The 16,240-nt window shown below is 54.4% G+C and carries 12 protein-coding genes; 6 read left to right on the top strand and 6 right to left on the bottom strand.

The features are described from left to right. The first annotated feature begins 217 nt into the window (after positions 1 to 217). Both SK51_RS15135 and adhP read left to right on the top strand, forming a co-directional pair. Positions 218 to 1,927 carry an ABC-F family ATP-binding cassette domain-containing protein gene (locus SK51_RS15135; protein WP_023306253.1) on the top strand — a complete coding sequence of 570 codons (1,710 nt, stop codon included), beginning with the start codon at positions 218 to 220 and terminating at the stop codon, positions 1,925 to 1,927. A gap of 205 nt (positions 1,928 to 2,132) precedes the next feature. Continuing rightward, the gene (gene adhP, locus SK51_RS15130) at positions 2,133 to 3,143 is read left to right on the top strand and encodes an alcohol dehydrogenase AdhP (RefSeq protein WP_032676223.1); all 1,011 of its coding nucleotides are present in this window, start codon (positions 2,133 to 2,135) and stop codon (positions 3,141 to 3,143) included. A gap of 39 nt (positions 3,144 to 3,182) precedes the next feature. On the opposite strand, the gene SK51_RS15125 is transcribed toward adhP, so the two are convergent. Then, positions 3,183 to 3,692, bottom strand: coding sequence for an RrF2 family transcriptional regulator (locus tag SK51_RS15125; RefSeq protein WP_022648200.1), 510 nt, complete (start codon positions 3,690 to 3,692; stop codon positions 3,183 to 3,185). A gap of 130 nt (positions 3,693 to 3,822) precedes the next feature. Here SK51_RS15125 and SK51_RS15120 point away from each other — a divergent pair, with 130 nt between their 5' ends. After that, positions 3,823 to 5,025: an NAD(P)/FAD-dependent oxidoreductase gene (locus SK51_RS15120; protein ID WP_023306255.1), complete on the top strand. Its 1,203-nt coding sequence runs from the start codon at positions 3,823 to 3,825 to the stop codon at positions 5,023 to 5,025. Positions 5,026 to 5,064: 39 nt separating this feature from the next. Here the strand turns inward: SK51_RS15120 and araJ are convergent, their stop codons facing one another. Continuing rightward, entirely contained in the window at positions 5,065 to 6,240 is a 1,176-nt protein-coding gene (araJ, locus tag SK51_RS15115) for an MFS transporter AraJ (protein WP_032676222.1), read from the bottom strand. Positions 6,241 to 6,401: 161 nt separating this feature from the next. On the opposite strand from araJ, the gene ppk2 reads away from it, so the two are divergent. Further along, entirely contained in the window at positions 6,402 to 7,220 is an 819-nt protein-coding gene (gene ppk2 / locus SK51_RS15110) for a polyphosphate kinase 2 (protein ID WP_048206788.1), read from the top strand. A 59-nt stretch (positions 7,221 to 7,279) separates the two neighbouring features. On the opposite strand, the gene fdnI is transcribed toward ppk2, so the two are convergent. Genes fdnI through fdnG form a run of 3 tightly spaced genes read right to left on the bottom strand, consistent with a single transcriptional unit; the run spans position 7,280 to position 11,872 of the window. Continuing rightward, positions 7,280 to 7,936, bottom strand: a complete 657-nt coding sequence (fdnI, locus tag SK51_RS15105) for a formate dehydrogenase-N subunit gamma (protein ID WP_003857050.1) — start codon at positions 7,934 to 7,936, stop codon at positions 7,280 to 7,282. Then, positions 7,929 to 8,813, bottom strand: a complete 885-nt coding sequence (gene fdxH / locus SK51_RS15100) for a formate dehydrogenase subunit beta (protein ID WP_003857048.1) — start codon at positions 8,811 to 8,813, stop codon at positions 7,929 to 7,931. The genes fdnI and fdxH overlap by 8 nt, the downstream gene beginning before the upstream one ends. Before the next feature lie 11 nt (positions 8,814 to 8,824). Continuing rightward, positions 8,825 to 11,872 carry a formate dehydrogenase-N subunit alpha gene (gene fdnG, locus SK51_RS15095; RefSeq protein WP_105322756.1) on the bottom strand — a complete coding sequence of 1,016 codons (3,048 nt, stop codon included), beginning with the start codon at positions 11,870 to 11,872 and terminating at the stop codon, positions 8,825 to 8,827. 220 nt (positions 11,873 to 12,092) lie between these two features. On the opposite strand from fdnG, the gene yddG reads away from it, so the two are divergent. Together yddG and ompC are read left to right on the top strand one after the other, a co-directional pair. Further along, a complete protein-coding gene (yddG, locus tag SK51_RS15085; RefSeq protein WP_023306259.1) occupies positions 12,093 to 12,971 on the top strand; it encodes an aromatic amino acid DMT transporter YddG in 879 nt (292 codons plus the stop codon). Positions 12,972 to 13,596: 625 nt separating this feature from the next. After that, positions 13,597 to 14,670: a porin OmpC gene (gene ompC, locus SK51_RS15080; RefSeq protein ID WP_022648207.1), complete on the top strand. Its 1,074-nt coding sequence runs from the start codon at positions 13,597 to 13,599 to the stop codon at positions 14,668 to 14,670. 44 nt (positions 14,671 to 14,714) lie between these two features. Here the strand turns inward: ompC and SK51_RS15075 are convergent, their stop codons facing one another. Next, a complete protein-coding gene (locus SK51_RS15075; RefSeq protein WP_023306260.1) occupies positions 14,715 to 16,205 on the bottom strand; it encodes an MFS transporter in 1,491 nt (496 codons plus the stop codon). Between the last annotated feature and the right edge of the window lie 35 nt (positions 16,206 to 16,240).

The following is a 16,240-nucleotide window of genomic DNA, read 5'->3' as shown; positions in this document are numbered from 1 at the left end:
CTTATAAGGAGGCCAATTATGCTGTACTGTGAAATTTTCAATGTTTCACATACATTTGGTGATCGCACCAGCTCAAGCGTTATCGGTATCGTGCTGCGATAACTTCCGCTTGAGCGAAGACACCAACCCCTGAAATCCCTTCTCTCGGGCTTACTGAGTTATCGTCAGCGATGTTTGACGAGGCATAAACATGCCTGTAACTCTTGGGTAAGCAACAATGAGCACTTTACTCACTGCACAATCTTTACGTGTTGATACGGCGTTTGGCACGCTGTTCGACTCCCTCTCCTTTACGCTGAAAAAAGGCGACCGTATTGGCCTGCTGGGCGACAACGGCTGCGGCAAAAGTACGTTGCTGAAGGTGTTGGACGGCACAGACTCCCCTGCTGCCGGAACCGTCGCATTGGCCGGATACTGTCTGATGGCGCGCGTTGAGCAACACCTGCCAGAAGCCATTTATCCCCTGACCATGCTGGATGCCGTGCTGGCGCAACTGCCCGCGACTGAACGCGAGAGTCTGCACTGGAAAGCTGAAACGCTGCTGGCGGGTATGGGCTTTACACCGCAGGACATGGCCTTAACGTCGGCAACGCTGAGCGGCGGGCAGCATACGCGTCTCCTGCTGGCGCGGGCGCTGATCGGCGATCCAGATCTGTTACTGCTGGACGAACCGAGTAACCACCTCGATTTGCCGACCCTGCTCTGGCTGGAACAGTTTTTACAGAACTGGTCCGGCAGCTTTGTGCTGGTCTCACACGACAGGCAACTATTGGATGCCGTCACCAACGGCAGCTGGATCCTGCGCGATAAGATGTTGCACTACTTCGCCCTTCCCTGCACCGCCGCGCGTCAGGCGCTGGTAGCCAAAGACGAAAGTGATGCGCTGCGGCATAAGGCGGAGCAAAAGGAGATTGACCGCGTAACCGCCAGTGCCAGACGGCTGGCCACCTGGGGCAAGGTCTACGATAACGAAGATCTGGCCCGCAAAGCCAAACAGATGGAAAAGCAGGTCGAACGGCTTAAGGAGAGTCAGACAGAGCTCACCGCAGGCAGTCCGTGGACATTAACCCTGCGCGGTGACGCCCTGCGGGCAGACCGGCTACTGGAGATGGAAAACCTAAGCGTAGCGCCTGAGCCTGGCCTGTCTGAGCTGTTTCACGTCGACATTGCGCGGCTTAGAAGTGGCGATCGCGTGGCTATCGTCGGGCGTAATGGCTGCGGCAAATCATCACTGATGAAGCTTATCTGGCGGCATTTTTCAGGTGAACCTTCAGAGGCTGGCCTGAAACTTCATCCTCGCGTGTCGCCAGGCTATTACGATCAGACGCTGAATCAGCTTTCGGAGGAGGCAACAATCTTTGACGCGCTGGAGCCTTTCGCGCCAGATCCGCAGACCCGTAAAATGGCCCTCATCAGTGCCGGGTTCCCGTGGGCGCGTCACGGGCAAAAAGTCAGTACGCTGAGCGGTGGGGAACGTTCGCGCCTGCTGTTCATCGGCCTGACGCTTGCTCGCTATAGCCTTCTGATGCTGGATGAGCCAACCAACCACCTGGACATGGAAGGCAAAGAGGCGCTGGCGGAAACACTGCAACAGTTTGAAGGCGGAGTGCTGCTGGTGAGCCACGATCGTCAGTTAATTAGCCAGAGCTGTAACCGCTACTGGCTGATTGAGGACGGCAGGCTTAGCGAATGGCACGATGCGGAGGCGGTGTTTGAGCGCCTGCGTGCGGGCACCGGTCCGGTGGTGCCTGGGGCATCGAAGACTGCATCGAAGGCACCACCTTCAGCGTCTGACGATCTGCTCGAACGCCTGGTTGCCCTGGAAACGCTGCTGGAAGAGGATTTGGCGCGCAAGCCAAAACACCAAAAACCGCAGTTGCAGGCGCAATGGCGAAGAGAGATTGAGGAGATAGAAGCCCAACTATAAATCTGTACCCGGCGGTCATTACGCCGGGTTTTTTACGTTAGCGTTTTCCCCTACTGATTATTAGAGGATCACCGTATTCTTAATCTGAAACTGAATTAATTGATGACATTATGTTGCGGTTGCCTTGCATTACAGCGCCAAAGTATTAATCCTTAATGGGTATTACACCTGCTATGCAGATACTCATTAGTAAAAGGAGAAACACATGAAGGCTGCTGTTGTCACTCAGGATCATCAGGTTAACGTTACAGAGAAAACCTTACGCGCGCTCAAACATGGTGAAGCGCTGCTGAAGATGGAGTGCTGTGGCGTTTGCCATACCGATCTCCATGTTAAAAATGGCGATTTTGGCGACAAGACCGGGGTGATCCTCGGCCATGAAGGGATTGGTATTGTCAAAGAGATTGGTCCGGGCGTCACGTCACTGAAAGTTGGCGATCGTGCAAGCGTGGCGTGGTTCTTCGAAGGCTATGGCCACTGTGAATATTGTAATACCGGCAACGAAACTCTGTGCCGTGACGTAAAAAACGCGGGTTACTCCGTCGACGGCGGCATGGCAGAAGAGTGCATCGTGACCGCGGATTACGCGGTTAAAGTCCCGGAGGGGCTGGACTCTGCGGCGGCCAGCAGCATCACCTGCGCTGGGGTCACCACCTACAAAGCGGTAAAAGTCTCTGAGATCAAACCCGGCCAGTGGATTGCGATCTATGGCCTTGGCGGTCTGGGCAACCTCGCACTGCAATACGCCAAAAATGTCTTTAATGCGAAAGTTATCGCCATTGACGTGAATGACGAGCAGTTGAAGCTCGCTGCCAGCATGGGCGCAGACTTAACCGTGAACTCCCGCAGTGAAGATGCGGCAAAAGTGATTCAGGAGAAAACCGGCGGCGCACATGCGGCAGTGGTGACGGCGGTAGCGAAAGCGGCCTTCAACTCTGCTGTTGACGCGGTTCGCGCCGGAGGCCGCGTGGTGGCTGTTGGCCTGCCGCCGGAAGCGATGAGCCTGGATATTCCACGTCTGGTCCTGGATGGGATTCAGGTGGTGGGCTCTCTGGTGGGTACTCGTCAGGATCTGCTCGAAGCCTTCCAGTTTGCGGCTGAAGGTAAGGTGGTTCCGAAAGTCACGATGCGCCCACTGGAAGATATCAACGCCATCTTTAAAGAGATGGAACAGGGCCAGATCCGTGGCCGTATGGTGATTGATTTACGTTCTTAACCGCGGTGGCCGGGTAGCGGGTTTGCCCTGCCCGGCCTGTCACGTAGACGAACGGCGATCGGAAATCCACTCCTGAACCTCGATCTGGAACGTGTCCGGCGCTTTTCGATACATCTTCCGCGCCAGATCCAGGATGGTATGGCGTCCTAACTCCTCTTCCATCCGCTGCTGCGCGCTGTCCATAACCGATCGCACCCCGCACGGTCCGTCACAGACCCAGGCCGGTGGCGTTTCATCAAATACCGCCAGGCGCTGACGCACTTCCCGACATTCGAACATATTCTTATCGCCGTCGATGGCGTGCGCCACGTCCAGCACGCTGATCAGCTCTGCCGGACGCGCCAGCCGGAATCCACCCCCCTTGCCTTCGGTGCTGATAACCAGCCCCGCGCGTGACAAACGAGTGAAAATCTTCCCAAGATAGTCGTACGGTACGCCCTGCAAGGCCGCCATCTCCCGGACGCTCATCTCACGCTCATTGCCTTTTGCATCCACCATACACATCAGGCTATGAATGCCATATTCCACACCAGAACTGTAAAACGCCATGGCTCACTCCGGGTCATTGTTCGCTGCATTATAACGAATTTTAACTCAGAAAGAAGTTGTCGTAGTTAACTCCGACAAGTATAGTGGCAGTTATGTCAGACACACAGCCTGACGAACAAAAGGATCGAGTATGAAAAAGCAGATTTTAATTGTGGGTAGTGGGTTTTCCGGTATGTGGGCTGCGGTCAGCGCCGCGCGTCTTTCTGCTCTGGAAGGTAATAATAGCCTCAGCATTGCCGTGCTGGCCCCGGTGCCGGAACTGCGCGTTCGTCCACGTTTTTATGAAGAGAACGTGTCGACGATGGTCGCGCCACTGACCGAACTGTTTGCTGAGCTGGGTATTGCCTTTATTTCGGGCGAAGCACAACATATTGATACCTCATCTAAAACCGTTTTGTATCGCGATTCAAACGGCGCCATTGCCGAAGTCAACTGGGAACGTCTGATCCTCGCAACCGGTAGCCAGACTAAACGTCCGCCGATTGCCGGTCTGACTGAATACGCATTTGATATCGACCAACTCGACTCCGCCAGGCTGTTCGAGCAACATCTTGATTCGCTGGTTTCGCGCCCCTCCACCCCAGAACGCAATACCGTGGTCGTGTGTGGCGGCGGTTTTACCGGCATTGAGCTGGCAACGGAACTCCCTGCTCGTCTTCGCACCCGCTTCGGCACCGATACAAAGACTAAAGTGATCGTAGTTGAAAGAGGTCCAACCATTGGCGGGCGTTACAGCGAGGCGCTGCGTAACACCATTGAAGAAGCAAGCAACGCGCTGGACGTTGAATGGCGTTTAAACAGTGAAATTGAAGCTATTGATGCCAGCGGCGTGACGCTGAAAAATGGAGAGCGCATTGCCAGCGCGACTGTAGTGTGGACGGCAGGGGTAGAAGCTAACCCCCTCAGCCTGCAAATTGACGGGGAACGCGACACTCAGGGACGCCTTATCGTCACCGACACGTTGCAGGTCCCTGCGCATCCGGAGGTTTACGCGACGGGTGATATGGCTCACGCCAAAACGGACGATGCGGGCAACACGGCACTGATGACCTGCCAGCACGCGATCCAGCTGGGGAAATTCGCCGGACATAACGCAGCTGCCAGCCTGTTAAATCTGGAGCCGTACCCTTACCGTCAGGTGAATTACGTCACCTGTCTGGATCTGGGTGGCTGGGGCGCGGTGTACACCGAGGGCTGGGAACAGCGTGTTAAATCCGTGCGCGAGGAAGGCAAAAAGATCAAAGTCGCCATCACCAACGAACTGATTTACCCGCCAGCAGCAGACAAAGCTGTCGCATTTGCCGCCGCTGACCCGCTGGCGAAATTCGTGTAGTCCTCTCCTGTGCCCGCGACCAGCGGGCAAAGCGTGAAATCAGGCCAGCGCTCCTGCGTTGGCCTGACGCTTTTTGGCACATAAAAAACCGTACATCAACAGAGAGGTCATTGCTGAGAAGGATAAGATCGCTGCCGGAAGCGTGACATAGCTCCAGCTAAAGCCGAGCGTAATCATCATTCCACCGAAATACGCGCCTATTGCGCTGCCGAGGTTAAACGCCATTTGCCCGCCTGCGGCCCCCAGCATTTCGCCGCCTTTCGCATTTTGCAGCAGCAGTATTTGCAGCGGCGCAGAGAGCGCAAACAGCCCGGCGCAGCAAACAAATCCCATTACCAGTGAAGCTGTTTTAAGCTCGCCAAACGCGAACAGTAACAGCAGCGAAGCCACAATCACCATGTCGGTGGTGGCAGCAATGCGCAGCGGGCTAAAGCGCGACGACAGCTTGCCGCTGAAGACATTACCCAGCACCATGCCCAGCCCCATCAGCATCATGATCGCGGTCATGACGCCCTCGGAAAAGCCTGACACGTTGACCATAAACGGCTTCACGAAGCTAAACCAGGCAAACACCCCGGCATTGCCAAACATCGTTGCGGCAAAAATTAGCCACGGTTCCGGTTTTTTCAAGAAGTGGAATTGTTCTGTCAGCCGGGTGGTTGTCGTGTCGTGAATGTCTGGCACCCACAGCAGAACAGAGAGGATCACCAGCGCATCAAAGACGGCAATCAAAAAGAAGGTGTAGCGCCAGTTAAATTCATGTCCCAGCCACGTCCCGAGCGGGACGCCAAGCAAATTGGCAACGGTCATCCCGGCAATCATCCCTGCTACAGCAACCGTCACCTTACCCGGTGGCGCAATTTTTGACAGGATTATCGCCCCCACACCGAAAATCGCGCCATGCGGGAAACCAGAGATTAAGCGCCACGCCGCCAGCCCTATGTAGGTGTCAGAGAAGGTAAAGAGCGCGTTACCGACGACGCACATCGCCACCAGAAACAGCAGCGTTGTTTTCAGCGAAAATTTACTGGAGAACAGCGCCACAATCGGCGCGCCGATCACTACGCCAAAAGCGTAAAACGAAATCATATTTCCGGCGGAGGGAATCGAAATGCCCGTATCATGAGCCAGTTCTGTCAGCACGCCCATAATGCCAAATTCAGCCATCCCCAGGCCAAAGGTAGCCAGTGCTAACGAAAAAATTGTTTTTTTCATACCGCGACCACTGTTAAAAAATACGCAGCGTGCATTATTGATTAAACTTGTATGGTGAACCAGTTCAAATCAGCTTTCTGACACATTAATCCATTCATTCAGGCCGATTACACGCTTAGTACGGCCTCGATCCCGCGACCGGACCCATAGGGAGACCCGCCATGGTCAGTAAGAAGAAAACCCGTGTTGTTGATGATGTCGTTAAAAACGCGCCGCTCAAAACCAAAGCGTACGAGCAAGAGCTTCGCCGCCTCCATGTTGAACTGGTTAAGCTCCAGCAATGGGTGGTCGCCAAAGGGTTAAAGGTCTGTATTGTTTTTGAAGGGCGAGACGGCGCCGGTAAAGGCGGCGCCATCAAAGCCATCACCGAACGCGTCAGCCCCCGGGTGTTTCGCGTTGTTGCGTTACCGGCCCCCACCGATAAAGAGAAAAGTCAGCTCTATTTTCAGCGTTACGTTCCCCATCTGCCCTCTGCCGGTGAAATCGTCATTTTTGACCGGAGCTGGTACAACCGCGCAGGCGTGGAAAGAGTAATGGGTTTCTGTACCGAAGAGCAGGCCGACAAATTTCTTGATGGAACGCCGGTGATGGAAAAAGCGATGGTCGATGCCGGGATCATATTGTTGAAATACTGGCTTGAAGTAACGCCAAAAGAGCAGGAACGCCGCCTGCGCGATCGCATTAATGATGGTCGCAAGATCTGGAAGCTGTCTCCAATGGACATAAAATTTTTCAATCTGTGGGATGAATATACCCTCGCCCGTGATGCGATGTTTAAAGCGACCGACACCGCCTGGGCGCCGTGGTTTGTGGCGCGCTCAGAAGATAAAAAACGGGTTCGGTTGAATATTATTTCGCATCTGCTTTCACAGATCCCCTATAAAGAAATTCACGTTGACAAGGCGGATTTACCGAAACGCAAGATCGGCAAAGTGAAGCCAACAAAATATCCCTTCCGGTATATTGCAGAGCGGTTTTGATACAGGGAAGCAGACCAGCACAAGCGCAGCGCCGCCGGACAATGCCGACGGCGCGAGGTTTACTTCAACCCTTCCGAACTCTCTTTTTGCGCTTCAAGACGCTCAACGTCGCGGTACCAGCGCGGATGGTGCTTCTGCGCCCAGCGGCGGCTCACCTTCCCTTCAATCATGCCTTTAATCGATCCTTTCACCCAGAATGCCATATACATATGGATCAGAATGGCGTGGATCAGAATAATGGCCGAGGTCGCGTGGATCAGCAGCGCATAACGCACCACCTGAATCGGGAAATAGTGCGCAAAATACGGACGCCAGATGATCACCCCGGTCACCAGCAGCACAAAAATCATGCTCATGATGGTCCAGAACATCATCTTCTGCCCGGCGTTATATTTGCCCACCTTCGCGACTTTATGCTCGTTGCCTTTCAGAACCTCAACAATGCCTTTTAGCCACGGAATATCCTGCTTGTCAGGGATGTTGTGATGAACGAAACGTACAAACATAAACATCAGCACCACGAAAATCAGTACGCCGAAGAACGGATGCAGAATGCGCCCCATCTGCGGTGTCCCGAAGGTTTCCGTTAGCCACTGTAGCGTCGGGAAGAAGAACGAAATGCCGGATACCGCCACCAGGAAGAAGCAGATGACCACCGTCCAGTGACAGGCGCGATCGACAAATTTTGTGCGCACTATCATTTTCGACTTACTCATGATGCTCCTCCTCGTCGTCATCCACCTCTTTATTCGGCCCGATACCGATGTAGTGATAAATCAGCCCGGCAAAGGTGGCGATAAAGCCCGCCGCTGAGAGCGGCTTAAGCGCCCCTTTCCAGAGGTTGATTGAGGTATCGATCGCCGGATCCTTCGGCAGATTGTGATACAGCTCCGGCTGGTCATTGTGGTGCAGAACATACATGACGTGCGTACCGCCCACGCCCTGCGGGTTATAAATCCCGGCCTTGTCATAGCCGCGCGCTTTGAGCTTATCCACCCGCTGCTGCGCCACTTCCAGCATCTCTTTTTTGGTGCCGAAGTGGATAGCCCCGGTAGGACAGGTCTTCACGCAGGCAGGCTCCTGTCCGACGCTGACGCGATCGACACACAGCGTGCATTTATAGACCCGGTTATCTTCTTTATTGAGGCGCGGGATATTAAACGGACAGCCTGCGATGCAGTAGCCGCAGCCGATACAGTTATCCTGCTGGAAGTCGACGATCCCGTTGGCGTACTGAATAATTGCACCCGCAGACGGGCATGCCTTCAGGCAGCCCGGATCTTCACAGTGCATACAGCCGTCTTTACGGATTAGCCACTCAAGCTTGCCGTTCTGGTCGGTTTCGCTAAAGCGCATCACCGTCCAGGACTTGGCGCTCAGATCAGCCGGGTTATCGTAAACGCCAACGCAGTGCCCCACCTCGTCGCGGATATCGTTCCACTCCGAGCAGGCCACCTGGCAGGCCTTACAGCCCACGCAGGAGGAGACATCGATCAGCTTGGCGACTTCTGCCTTGTAGTCCCGCGCGCGAGGCGCGGGCGTTATCGGGTTGGTCGCGGAGCGTTTAATAATGTCTTGTGTTTCCATCGCCATTTAATCGCTCCTTACGCTTTCTCGATGTTGACCAAAAACGCTTTATACTCCGGCGTTTGCGAGTTGGAATCGCCGACGTTTGGCGTCAGGGTATTGGCGATGTAGCCTTTCTGCGCCACCCCTTCAAAGCCCCAGTGCAGCGGGATACCGACGGTTTCTACCTGCTGGCCGTGTACGTTCAGACTTTGCAGACGACGGGTGACCACCGCTACCGCGCGAATAAAGCCGCGCTTGCTGCTCACCGTCACGCGATCGCCATTGGCAATGCCTTTCGCCTTCGCCAGCGTTTCGCTTATCTCCACAAACTGTTCCGGCTGCGCGATGGCGTTAAGCCGCGCATGTTTGGTCCAGGTATGGAAATGCTCAGTCAGGCGGTAGGTAGTTCCGACATACGGGAACTTGTCCTTTTTACCTAAACGCATCACGTCATCTTCATAGATACGCACTACCGGGCTGGAGACCACGTTCGGGTGCAGCGGGTTAGTGCCGAGCGGCGTTTCCATCGGCTCGTAATGTTCCGGGAACGGCCCTTCCGCCAGCTTGTCGATGGCAAACAGACGCCCCAACCCTTCCGGCTGCATGATAAACGGCCCGGTGTTGCTATCCGGCGCGGCGGTGTTGAAGTCCGGGATATCGTTCCCCGTCCACTTCGTGCCGTTCCACTCGATCAGCATGCGTTTCGGATCCCACGGCTTACCGTTCACGTCTGCGGAGGCACGGTTGTACAGTACGCGGCGGTTCAACGGCCACGCCCATGCCCAGCCCAGCGTGTTGCCCAGGCCTGACGGATCGGCGTTATCACGGTTCGCCATCTGATTACCCTGCTCCGTCCAGCTGCCGGTGTAGATCCAGCATGACGAGGCCGTGGTGCCGTCGTCACGCAACAGCGCGAAGCTATTGAGCAACTGGCCTTTCTTCGCCACCAGATTGCCGTTGGCATCGTACAGATCGGCCAGCGCCACGCCGTTGTTCTCTTTTGCCACCTCTTCAGACTCAGGATGATCCGGCTGCTTGTAGTTCCAGCTCATCTTCAGCAGCGGCTCTGCGCCTTTGCCGCCTTCGGTGCGGTACATCTCGCGCAGACGATGGTAAATACCGGCCAGAATTTCGCCGTCATTACGCGCTTCACCCGGCGCATCCTGACCTTTCCAGTGCCACTGTAGCCAGCGGCCAGAGTTGGCAATAGAACCGTCCTCTTCCGCAAAGCAGGTCGATGGCAGGCGGAACACCTCAGTCTGAATGGATGCCGGATCGACATCGTTAGACTCGCCGTGGTTCTGCCAGAACGTAGACGTTTCGGTGACCAGCGGATCGATAACCACCATGTACTTCAGCTTGCTCAGGCTGCGAACGACTTTGTTTTTATCCGGGAATGACGCCACCGGGTTAAAGCCCTGGCAGATATACCCCGTGACGTCGCCCTTATCCATCATGTTGAAATACTTGATGACATCGTAAGCCTGATCCCATTTCGGCAACCACTCAAAGCCCCAGTCATTCTCTTTCTGCGCCGCATCGCCGTAGAACGATTTCATCAGACTGACGGCAAACTTCGGATAGTTACTCCAGTAGTTCACCTGGTCCGGACGCGTCGCTTTTGGCGTATTGGCGTCAAGCCAGCTTTGCCAGTCGGTCTGCTTCTCCGACGGCAGGGTCAGGTAACCCGGCAGGCTGGTCGACAGCAGGCCGAGATCGGTTAAGCCCTGAATGTTGGAGTGTCCGCGCAGGGCGTTCACGCCGCCACCGGCCATCCCCATGTTGCCGAGCAGCAGCTGGATCATCGCCATGGTACGGATGTTCTGCGCGCCCACGGTATGCTGCGTCCAGCCCAGCGCGTACAGGAAGGTGGTTGTTCTGTCGGCGGCACTGGTGGAGGCCAGCACTTCACATACTTTCAGGAAGTCTGCTTTCGGCGTACCGCAGATGTTTTCCACCACGTCTGGCGTATAACGGGAAACATGCTGTTTCAGCAAGTTCCACACGCAGCGCGGATCGGTCAGGGTCTCATCGCGTTTCGCGTAGCCGTTTTCGTCGAATTGATAGTTCCAGGACGATTTATCGTACTGACGTTTCTCTGCGTCATAGCCGCTGAACAGGCCATCTTCGAAGGCGAAATCTTCCCGCACCAGCAGGCCGGCATTGGTGTAATGCTTAACGTATTCCGCGTTAATCTTATTGTTTTCGATCAGGTACAACAGCACGCCGGAAAGGAACGTAATATCCGTACCGGAGCGTATCGGCGCATAAATATCAGCCACCGATGCCGTACGCGTAAAGCGTGGATCGACGACAATCAGCGTCGCATCGTTGTTGTTTTTCGCTTCCATCGCCCAGCGGAATCCCACCGGATGGGCTTCAGCGGCGTTTCCGCCCATCACCACCACGACGTTTGCGTTTTTGATATCAACCCAGTGGTTGGTCATCGCACCGCGACCAAATGTTGGAGCAAGACTTGCTACCGTTGGTCCGTGTCAGACGCGCGCCTGGTTATCAACCGCCAGCATGCCGAGGGAGCGCACAAATTTTTGCGTCAGCATGCCGGTCTCATTACTTGCCGCAGACGCACACAGCATCCCGGTGGAGGTCCAGCGGTTTACCGTAACGCCCTGCTCGTTCTTTTCAATAAAGTTGGCGTCGCGATCCGCTTTCATCAGTTTTGCAATACGTGAGAAGGCCTCGTCCCAGGAGATGCGCTGCCATTTATCAGAGCCCGGCGCACGATATTCCGGATAGCGCAGACGGTTTTCACTGTGGACGTAGTCCAGCAGCCCCGCCCCTTTCGGGCAAAGCGCCCCGCGGCTCACCGGATGGTCCGGGTCCCCTTCAATATGATAAATCGCTTCTTTGGCGTTCTTCGCGCCATCACCCAGGCTATACATTAATAGCCCACAACCCACGGAGCAGTATGTGCAGGTGTTACGGATCTCTTTCGCGCGCAGCAGTTTATAGTTGCGTGCCTGAGCCAGCGCCATTTTGGGAGCGAATCCCAGCATTGCGGCTGTTGTTCCGGCCATACCGCCCGCGCAGATTTTAAAAAATTGTCTGCGGCTGACGTCCATTGCTGTCCTCGTTATCTGATAAGACTTCGCGCCGCAAACTAACAGCAAAGCCCCTGTTTTTTTTGCGTCAAATCAAGGTCGCCGAACTTCGCCCCCTTAATAGTCACCGCCGGTATGATTTATTACTCCTTTCGGGTTAACCGCGAAACAGAAAATTCGCCTGGTGAATGGGTTAGATGCTATAAGTTTACCCTTTGATTTTTATCAGACTGGCAGGGTAATGGACAGAAAAAGAGCAACGCTGATTGGCCTGGTGGCCATACTGCTGTGGAGCACCATGGTGGGTCTCATCCGCAGCGTCAGTGAGGGACTTGGCCCGGTGGGGGGCGCAGCGATGATCTACACCGTCAGCGGATTATTGTGTCTGGCGACGGTAGGTTTCCCTGATATTAAACGGTTTTCGAAAGGCTATCTCACTGCGGGCAGCGTCCTGTTTGTCAGCTATGAAATGTGCCTTGCCCTGTCGCTTGGCTTTGCCGCGACGCGCTCGCAGGCAATTGAGGTGGGCATGGTCAATTATCTCTGGCCAAGCCTGACGATTGTGTTCGCCATTTTGTTCAACGGTCAAAAATCCACCCTGTGGGTGATCCCCGGCTTAGCGATCTCCCTGCTGGGCGTGGGCTGGGTCTTAGGCGGCGAAAACGGGCTGCACGTTCACGACATCATGCTAAACATCGTTTCCAGCCCGCTGAGCTACGGGCTGGCATTTACCGGTGCCTTTATCTGGGCCGCCTACTGCACCGTCACCAGCAGGTATGCCAGAGGGCAAAATGGCATTACTCTTTTCGTCCTGCTGACCGCCCTGAGCCTGTGGGTCAAATATGCCGTCAGCGATCAGCCCGAAATGGTATTCAGCGTGCCGGTAGTCGTGAAACTGTTGATGTGTGGTGTTGCCCTTGGCTTTGGCTACGCCGCCTGGAACATTGGGATCCTCCACGGTAACGTCACGGTGCTTGCGGCCGTCTCCTACTTCACCCCGGTACTCTCTGCCGCGCTGGCGGCTATTATGCTGAGCTCTCCGCTTTCATTCTCATTCTGGCAAGGGGCATTAATGGTTTGCGCAGGATCATTACTTTGCTGGTATGCCACCCGCAAATAGCATTTTTATTTTTACCGGGCACGAATTATGCCCGGTAAAAATTAACATTATTTTAATATGTGATCACAGTAAAGAATATTATTTATAACATTCGTGTGTATTTCTATTTCTGTATAGAGTATTCACACAAAGTCAGATCCGTTGTGGAAATTGACATAAACTGACAACGCAGGTAATTAATTCAACCCCAATATTCCCGCGCTATATAGCACATAGTGCAATAGTTTATTTCTGGATGTTTCTTTTAAAAAGCAGTTGCTGGCTTCCGGAAAAATCCACAAACCACTGTTTTAAAAGTCAATAACGCGCCCCATTCCTTGAGATTATCTGCCAAGCCCTTTTATCTCCCTCTAAAAACAAAAACGCATGGCAACTATTTCCATCCTTATTATCGTGTTTTGTTAATAATCAATTTATGTATATAAATTAACCTTATTAAGCGATTTAAGGGAAATTTATCGGATCAGGATCACACTAATTGAAATTATCTTTAATATTTTGAAACTTATTATTGAAAGCAGTCTACGGAATTTTAAAAATAGTCTGCCATTGACGATAAGCCTCGTTTAAAAATCGCTCAGGTGGCTTAGGAAATACCTAAATAAAATTATAAGGGTTAGTTAAGATGAAACTTAAATTAGTTGCAGTGGCAGTGACTTCCATGTTGGCGGCTGGCGTTGTTAACGCGGCTGAAGTTTTTAACAAAGACGGTAACAAACTGGATCTGTACGGCAAAGTTACTGGTCTGCACTATTTTTCTGATGATGCTGGTAGCGACGGCGACAAAACATACGTTCGTCTGGGCTTCAAAGGTGAAACTCAGATCAACGATCAACTGACCGGATACGGCCAGTGGGAATATGAGTTCAAGGGCAACCGCTCTGAAGCTCAGGGTTCCGACGGCAACAAAACCCGTCTGGCCTTCGCTGGTCTGAAATTCGATGAATTCGGTTCCTTCGACTACGGTCGTAACTACGGTGTTGCTTATGACATCGGCGCATGGACTGACGTTCTGCCAGAGTTCGGTGGCGATACCTGGACGCAGACTGACGGCTTCATGACCGGTCGTACCACTGGCGTTGCCACCTACCGTAACACCGACTTCTTTGGTCTGGTTGACGGCCTGAACGTGGCTGCCCAGTACCAGGGTAAAAACGACCGTTCAGAGATCACCGAATCCAACGGTGACGGCTGGGGTCTGTCTTCTACCTATGAATTCGACGGCTTCGGTGTGGGTGCGACCTACGCGAAATCTGACCGTACTGACCGTCAGGTTCGTGCTGCAAGCAACCTGAACGCCGGTGGCGAAAACGCAGAAGTCTGGGCTGCTGGCCTGAAGTACGATGCGAACAACATCTACCTGGCAACCACCTACTCTGAAACCCGCAACATGACGGCGTTCGGTAGCGGTCACGTTGCCAACAAAGCACAGAACTTCGAAGTTGTGGCTCAGTACCAGTTTGACTTCGGTCTGCGTCCATCCATCGCTTACCTGAAATCCAAAGGTAAAGACATCGGTTCTTATGGCGACCAGGACCTGGTTGAATACGTTGACGTTGGCGCGAGCTACTACTTCAACAAAAACATGTCCACCTACGTTGATTACAAAATCAACCTCGTGGATGACAGCCAGTTCACCAAAGATGCCAAAGTGGCTACCGACAACATCGTGGCTGTAGGTCTGACCTACCAGTTCTAAGAGGTGTTAGTTCAAAAGGCCAGCCCTCGCGGCTGGCCTTTTTTTTACTGCTGCCCTCCGACCTTCGCCAGACTAAACCAGATCCCGATCGCCAGAATCATCAGCATGGCACCCGCACTGCCCAGGGCCACGCTGTGCGAGGTGATGAACGCGGTTTTCGCCGCCGTCATCACCGGCTCGGCCAGTGACGGCGTCAGTTCCTGCGCAACCTTCATCGCTTCACCGATGGACGACGAGGCTTTATCGGTCAGCGACGCGCTCAGCCCCTGCGGCAGTACAATTGACGCCGAAAAGCTGCGGGTTAACAACAGACCGAAAATGGCGATCCCGAGACCAGCGCCCAGCTCGTAGGACATGGTTTCGATCGCGCCTGCCGCGGCCGCTTTCTCTTTGGGCGCGGCAGCCATGATCGCTGACGTCGATGCCAGCAGTGCGCTGGCGGCACTGAAGCCCAGCAGCACCATCAGGCTCCACGCCTGCCACTGTTGGGTGCTGAAATCGAGCGTCGACAGGCCGATAAAACTGATCGCGCTTAGCCCCATGCCTCCGGCCGCGACAATGCGCAGCCCCAGACGCCCGACCAGCACACCCGCGATCGGCCCGCTAAATCCGCTCGCCACCATCACCGGCAGCATAAATATCCCTGCTTCAAACGGCGTAAAACCATGCACGAACTGCAACTCCTGCGCCATCAGCAGTTCAAAGCCCACCAGCGCAATCATGGCGGTCATCGCCATGACCACGCCGCTTAAAATAATGCGATGGCAAAACAGACGCATGTCGATCATTGGCACGCGCGCGCGCAGCTGGATACGGACGAAAATAAACAGCATCACCGCCCCGGTAAGCAGCGTAGAGGCCACCATCCACGGCGACAGCACCCCTTTCAGGGCGGTTTTGGCGCTGTAGACCAGCAGTAAAATGGCGACAATCAGCATAATGGCATGGCTGATATTGAGCGGCTGCTCGGGCCGACCCTGCTGAGCAGGCACAAAGCGCGCAGCAAGCGAAACCACGATCAGCACGATCGGCACGTTAATCAGGAAGACCGAACCCCAGTAAAAGTGCTCCAGCAGCATGCCGCCAATCAGCGGGCCAAACGCCGCGCCGCCCGACCCAACGGCAGCCCAGACGCCAAGGGCGATGTTACGGTGCCGCACGTCAATAAACAGCGTGCGGATCCCTGCAAGCGTAGCCGGAATGATCATCGCCGCGCCAATCGCCAGCGACGCGCGGGCGGCAATCAGCCAGCCCGCGGACGGCGCAAAAGCCGCCGCTAACGATGACAGGCCAAACAGCACGCTGCCGATCATCAGCAGGCGCTTAAAACCTATACGATCGCCCAGCGCGCCCATCGGCAGCACCATCCCCGCCATCACCAGCGAGTAAATATCAATAATCCACAACAATTCGTTGCCGCTGGCACCCAGCGTCATGCTCAATGTTGGCGCCGCCACGTGCAGCACCGTCGCGTCAATCGCCACCGGGATATACACCAGCACGATAATCACTAACGCTAACCACTGACGAAACATAAATTTCCTTTTCAGTTAAAAACTGGACACATGTC

This window comes from Enterobacter sp. MGH85 (assembly GCF_001037655.1).
GTDB classification, from domain to species: domain Bacteria; phylum Pseudomonadota; class Gammaproteobacteria; order Enterobacterales; family Enterobacteriaceae; genus Enterobacter; species Enterobacter intestinihominis.
Note: the sequence above shows the minus strand (reverse complement) of the source record. Positions and strands in the feature narration are given on the sequence as shown.

Bases quoted from the DNA above. Each gene is read 5' to 3' on its own strand.
- SK51_RS15125 (WP_022648200.1), bottom strand. From the start codon at position 3,692: ATGGCGTTTTACAGTTCTGGTGTGGAATATGGCATTCATAGCCTGATG.
- adhP (WP_032676223.1), top strand. From the start codon at position 2,133: ATGAAGGCTGCTGTTGTCACTCAGGATCATCAGGTTAACGTTACAGAG.
- ompC (WP_022648207.1), top strand. From the start codon at position 13,597: ATGAAACTTAAATTAGTTGCAGTGGCAGTGACTTCCATGTTGGCGGCT.
- yddG (WP_023306259.1), top strand. From the start codon at position 12,093: ATGGACAGAAAAAGAGCAACGCTGATTGGCCTGGTGGCCATACTGCTG.
- fdnI (WP_003857050.1), bottom strand. From the start codon at position 7,936: ATGAGTAAGTCGAAAATGATAGTGCGCACAAAATTTGTCGATCGCGCC.
- araJ (WP_032676222.1), bottom strand. From the start codon at position 6,240: ATGAAAAAAACAATTTTTTCGTTAGCACTGGCTACCTTTGGCCTGGGG.
- SK51_RS15135 (WP_023306253.1), top strand. From the start codon at position 218: ATGAGCACTTTACTCACTGCACAATCTTTACGTGTTGATACGGCGTTT.
- SK51_RS15120 (WP_023306255.1), top strand. From the start codon at position 3,823: ATGAAAAAGCAGATTTTAATTGTGGGTAGTGGGTTTTCCGGTATGTGG.
- SK51_RS15075 (WP_023306260.1), bottom strand. From the start codon at position 16,205: ATGTTTCGTCAGTGGTTAGCGTTAGTGATTATCGTGCTGGTGTATATC.
- ppk2 (WP_048206788.1), top strand. From the start codon at position 6,402: ATGGTCAGTAAGAAGAAAACCCGTGTTGTTGATGATGTCGTTAAAAAC.
- fdxH (WP_003857048.1), bottom strand. From the start codon at position 8,813: ATGGCGATGGAAACACAAGACATTATTAAACGCTCCGCGACCAACCCG.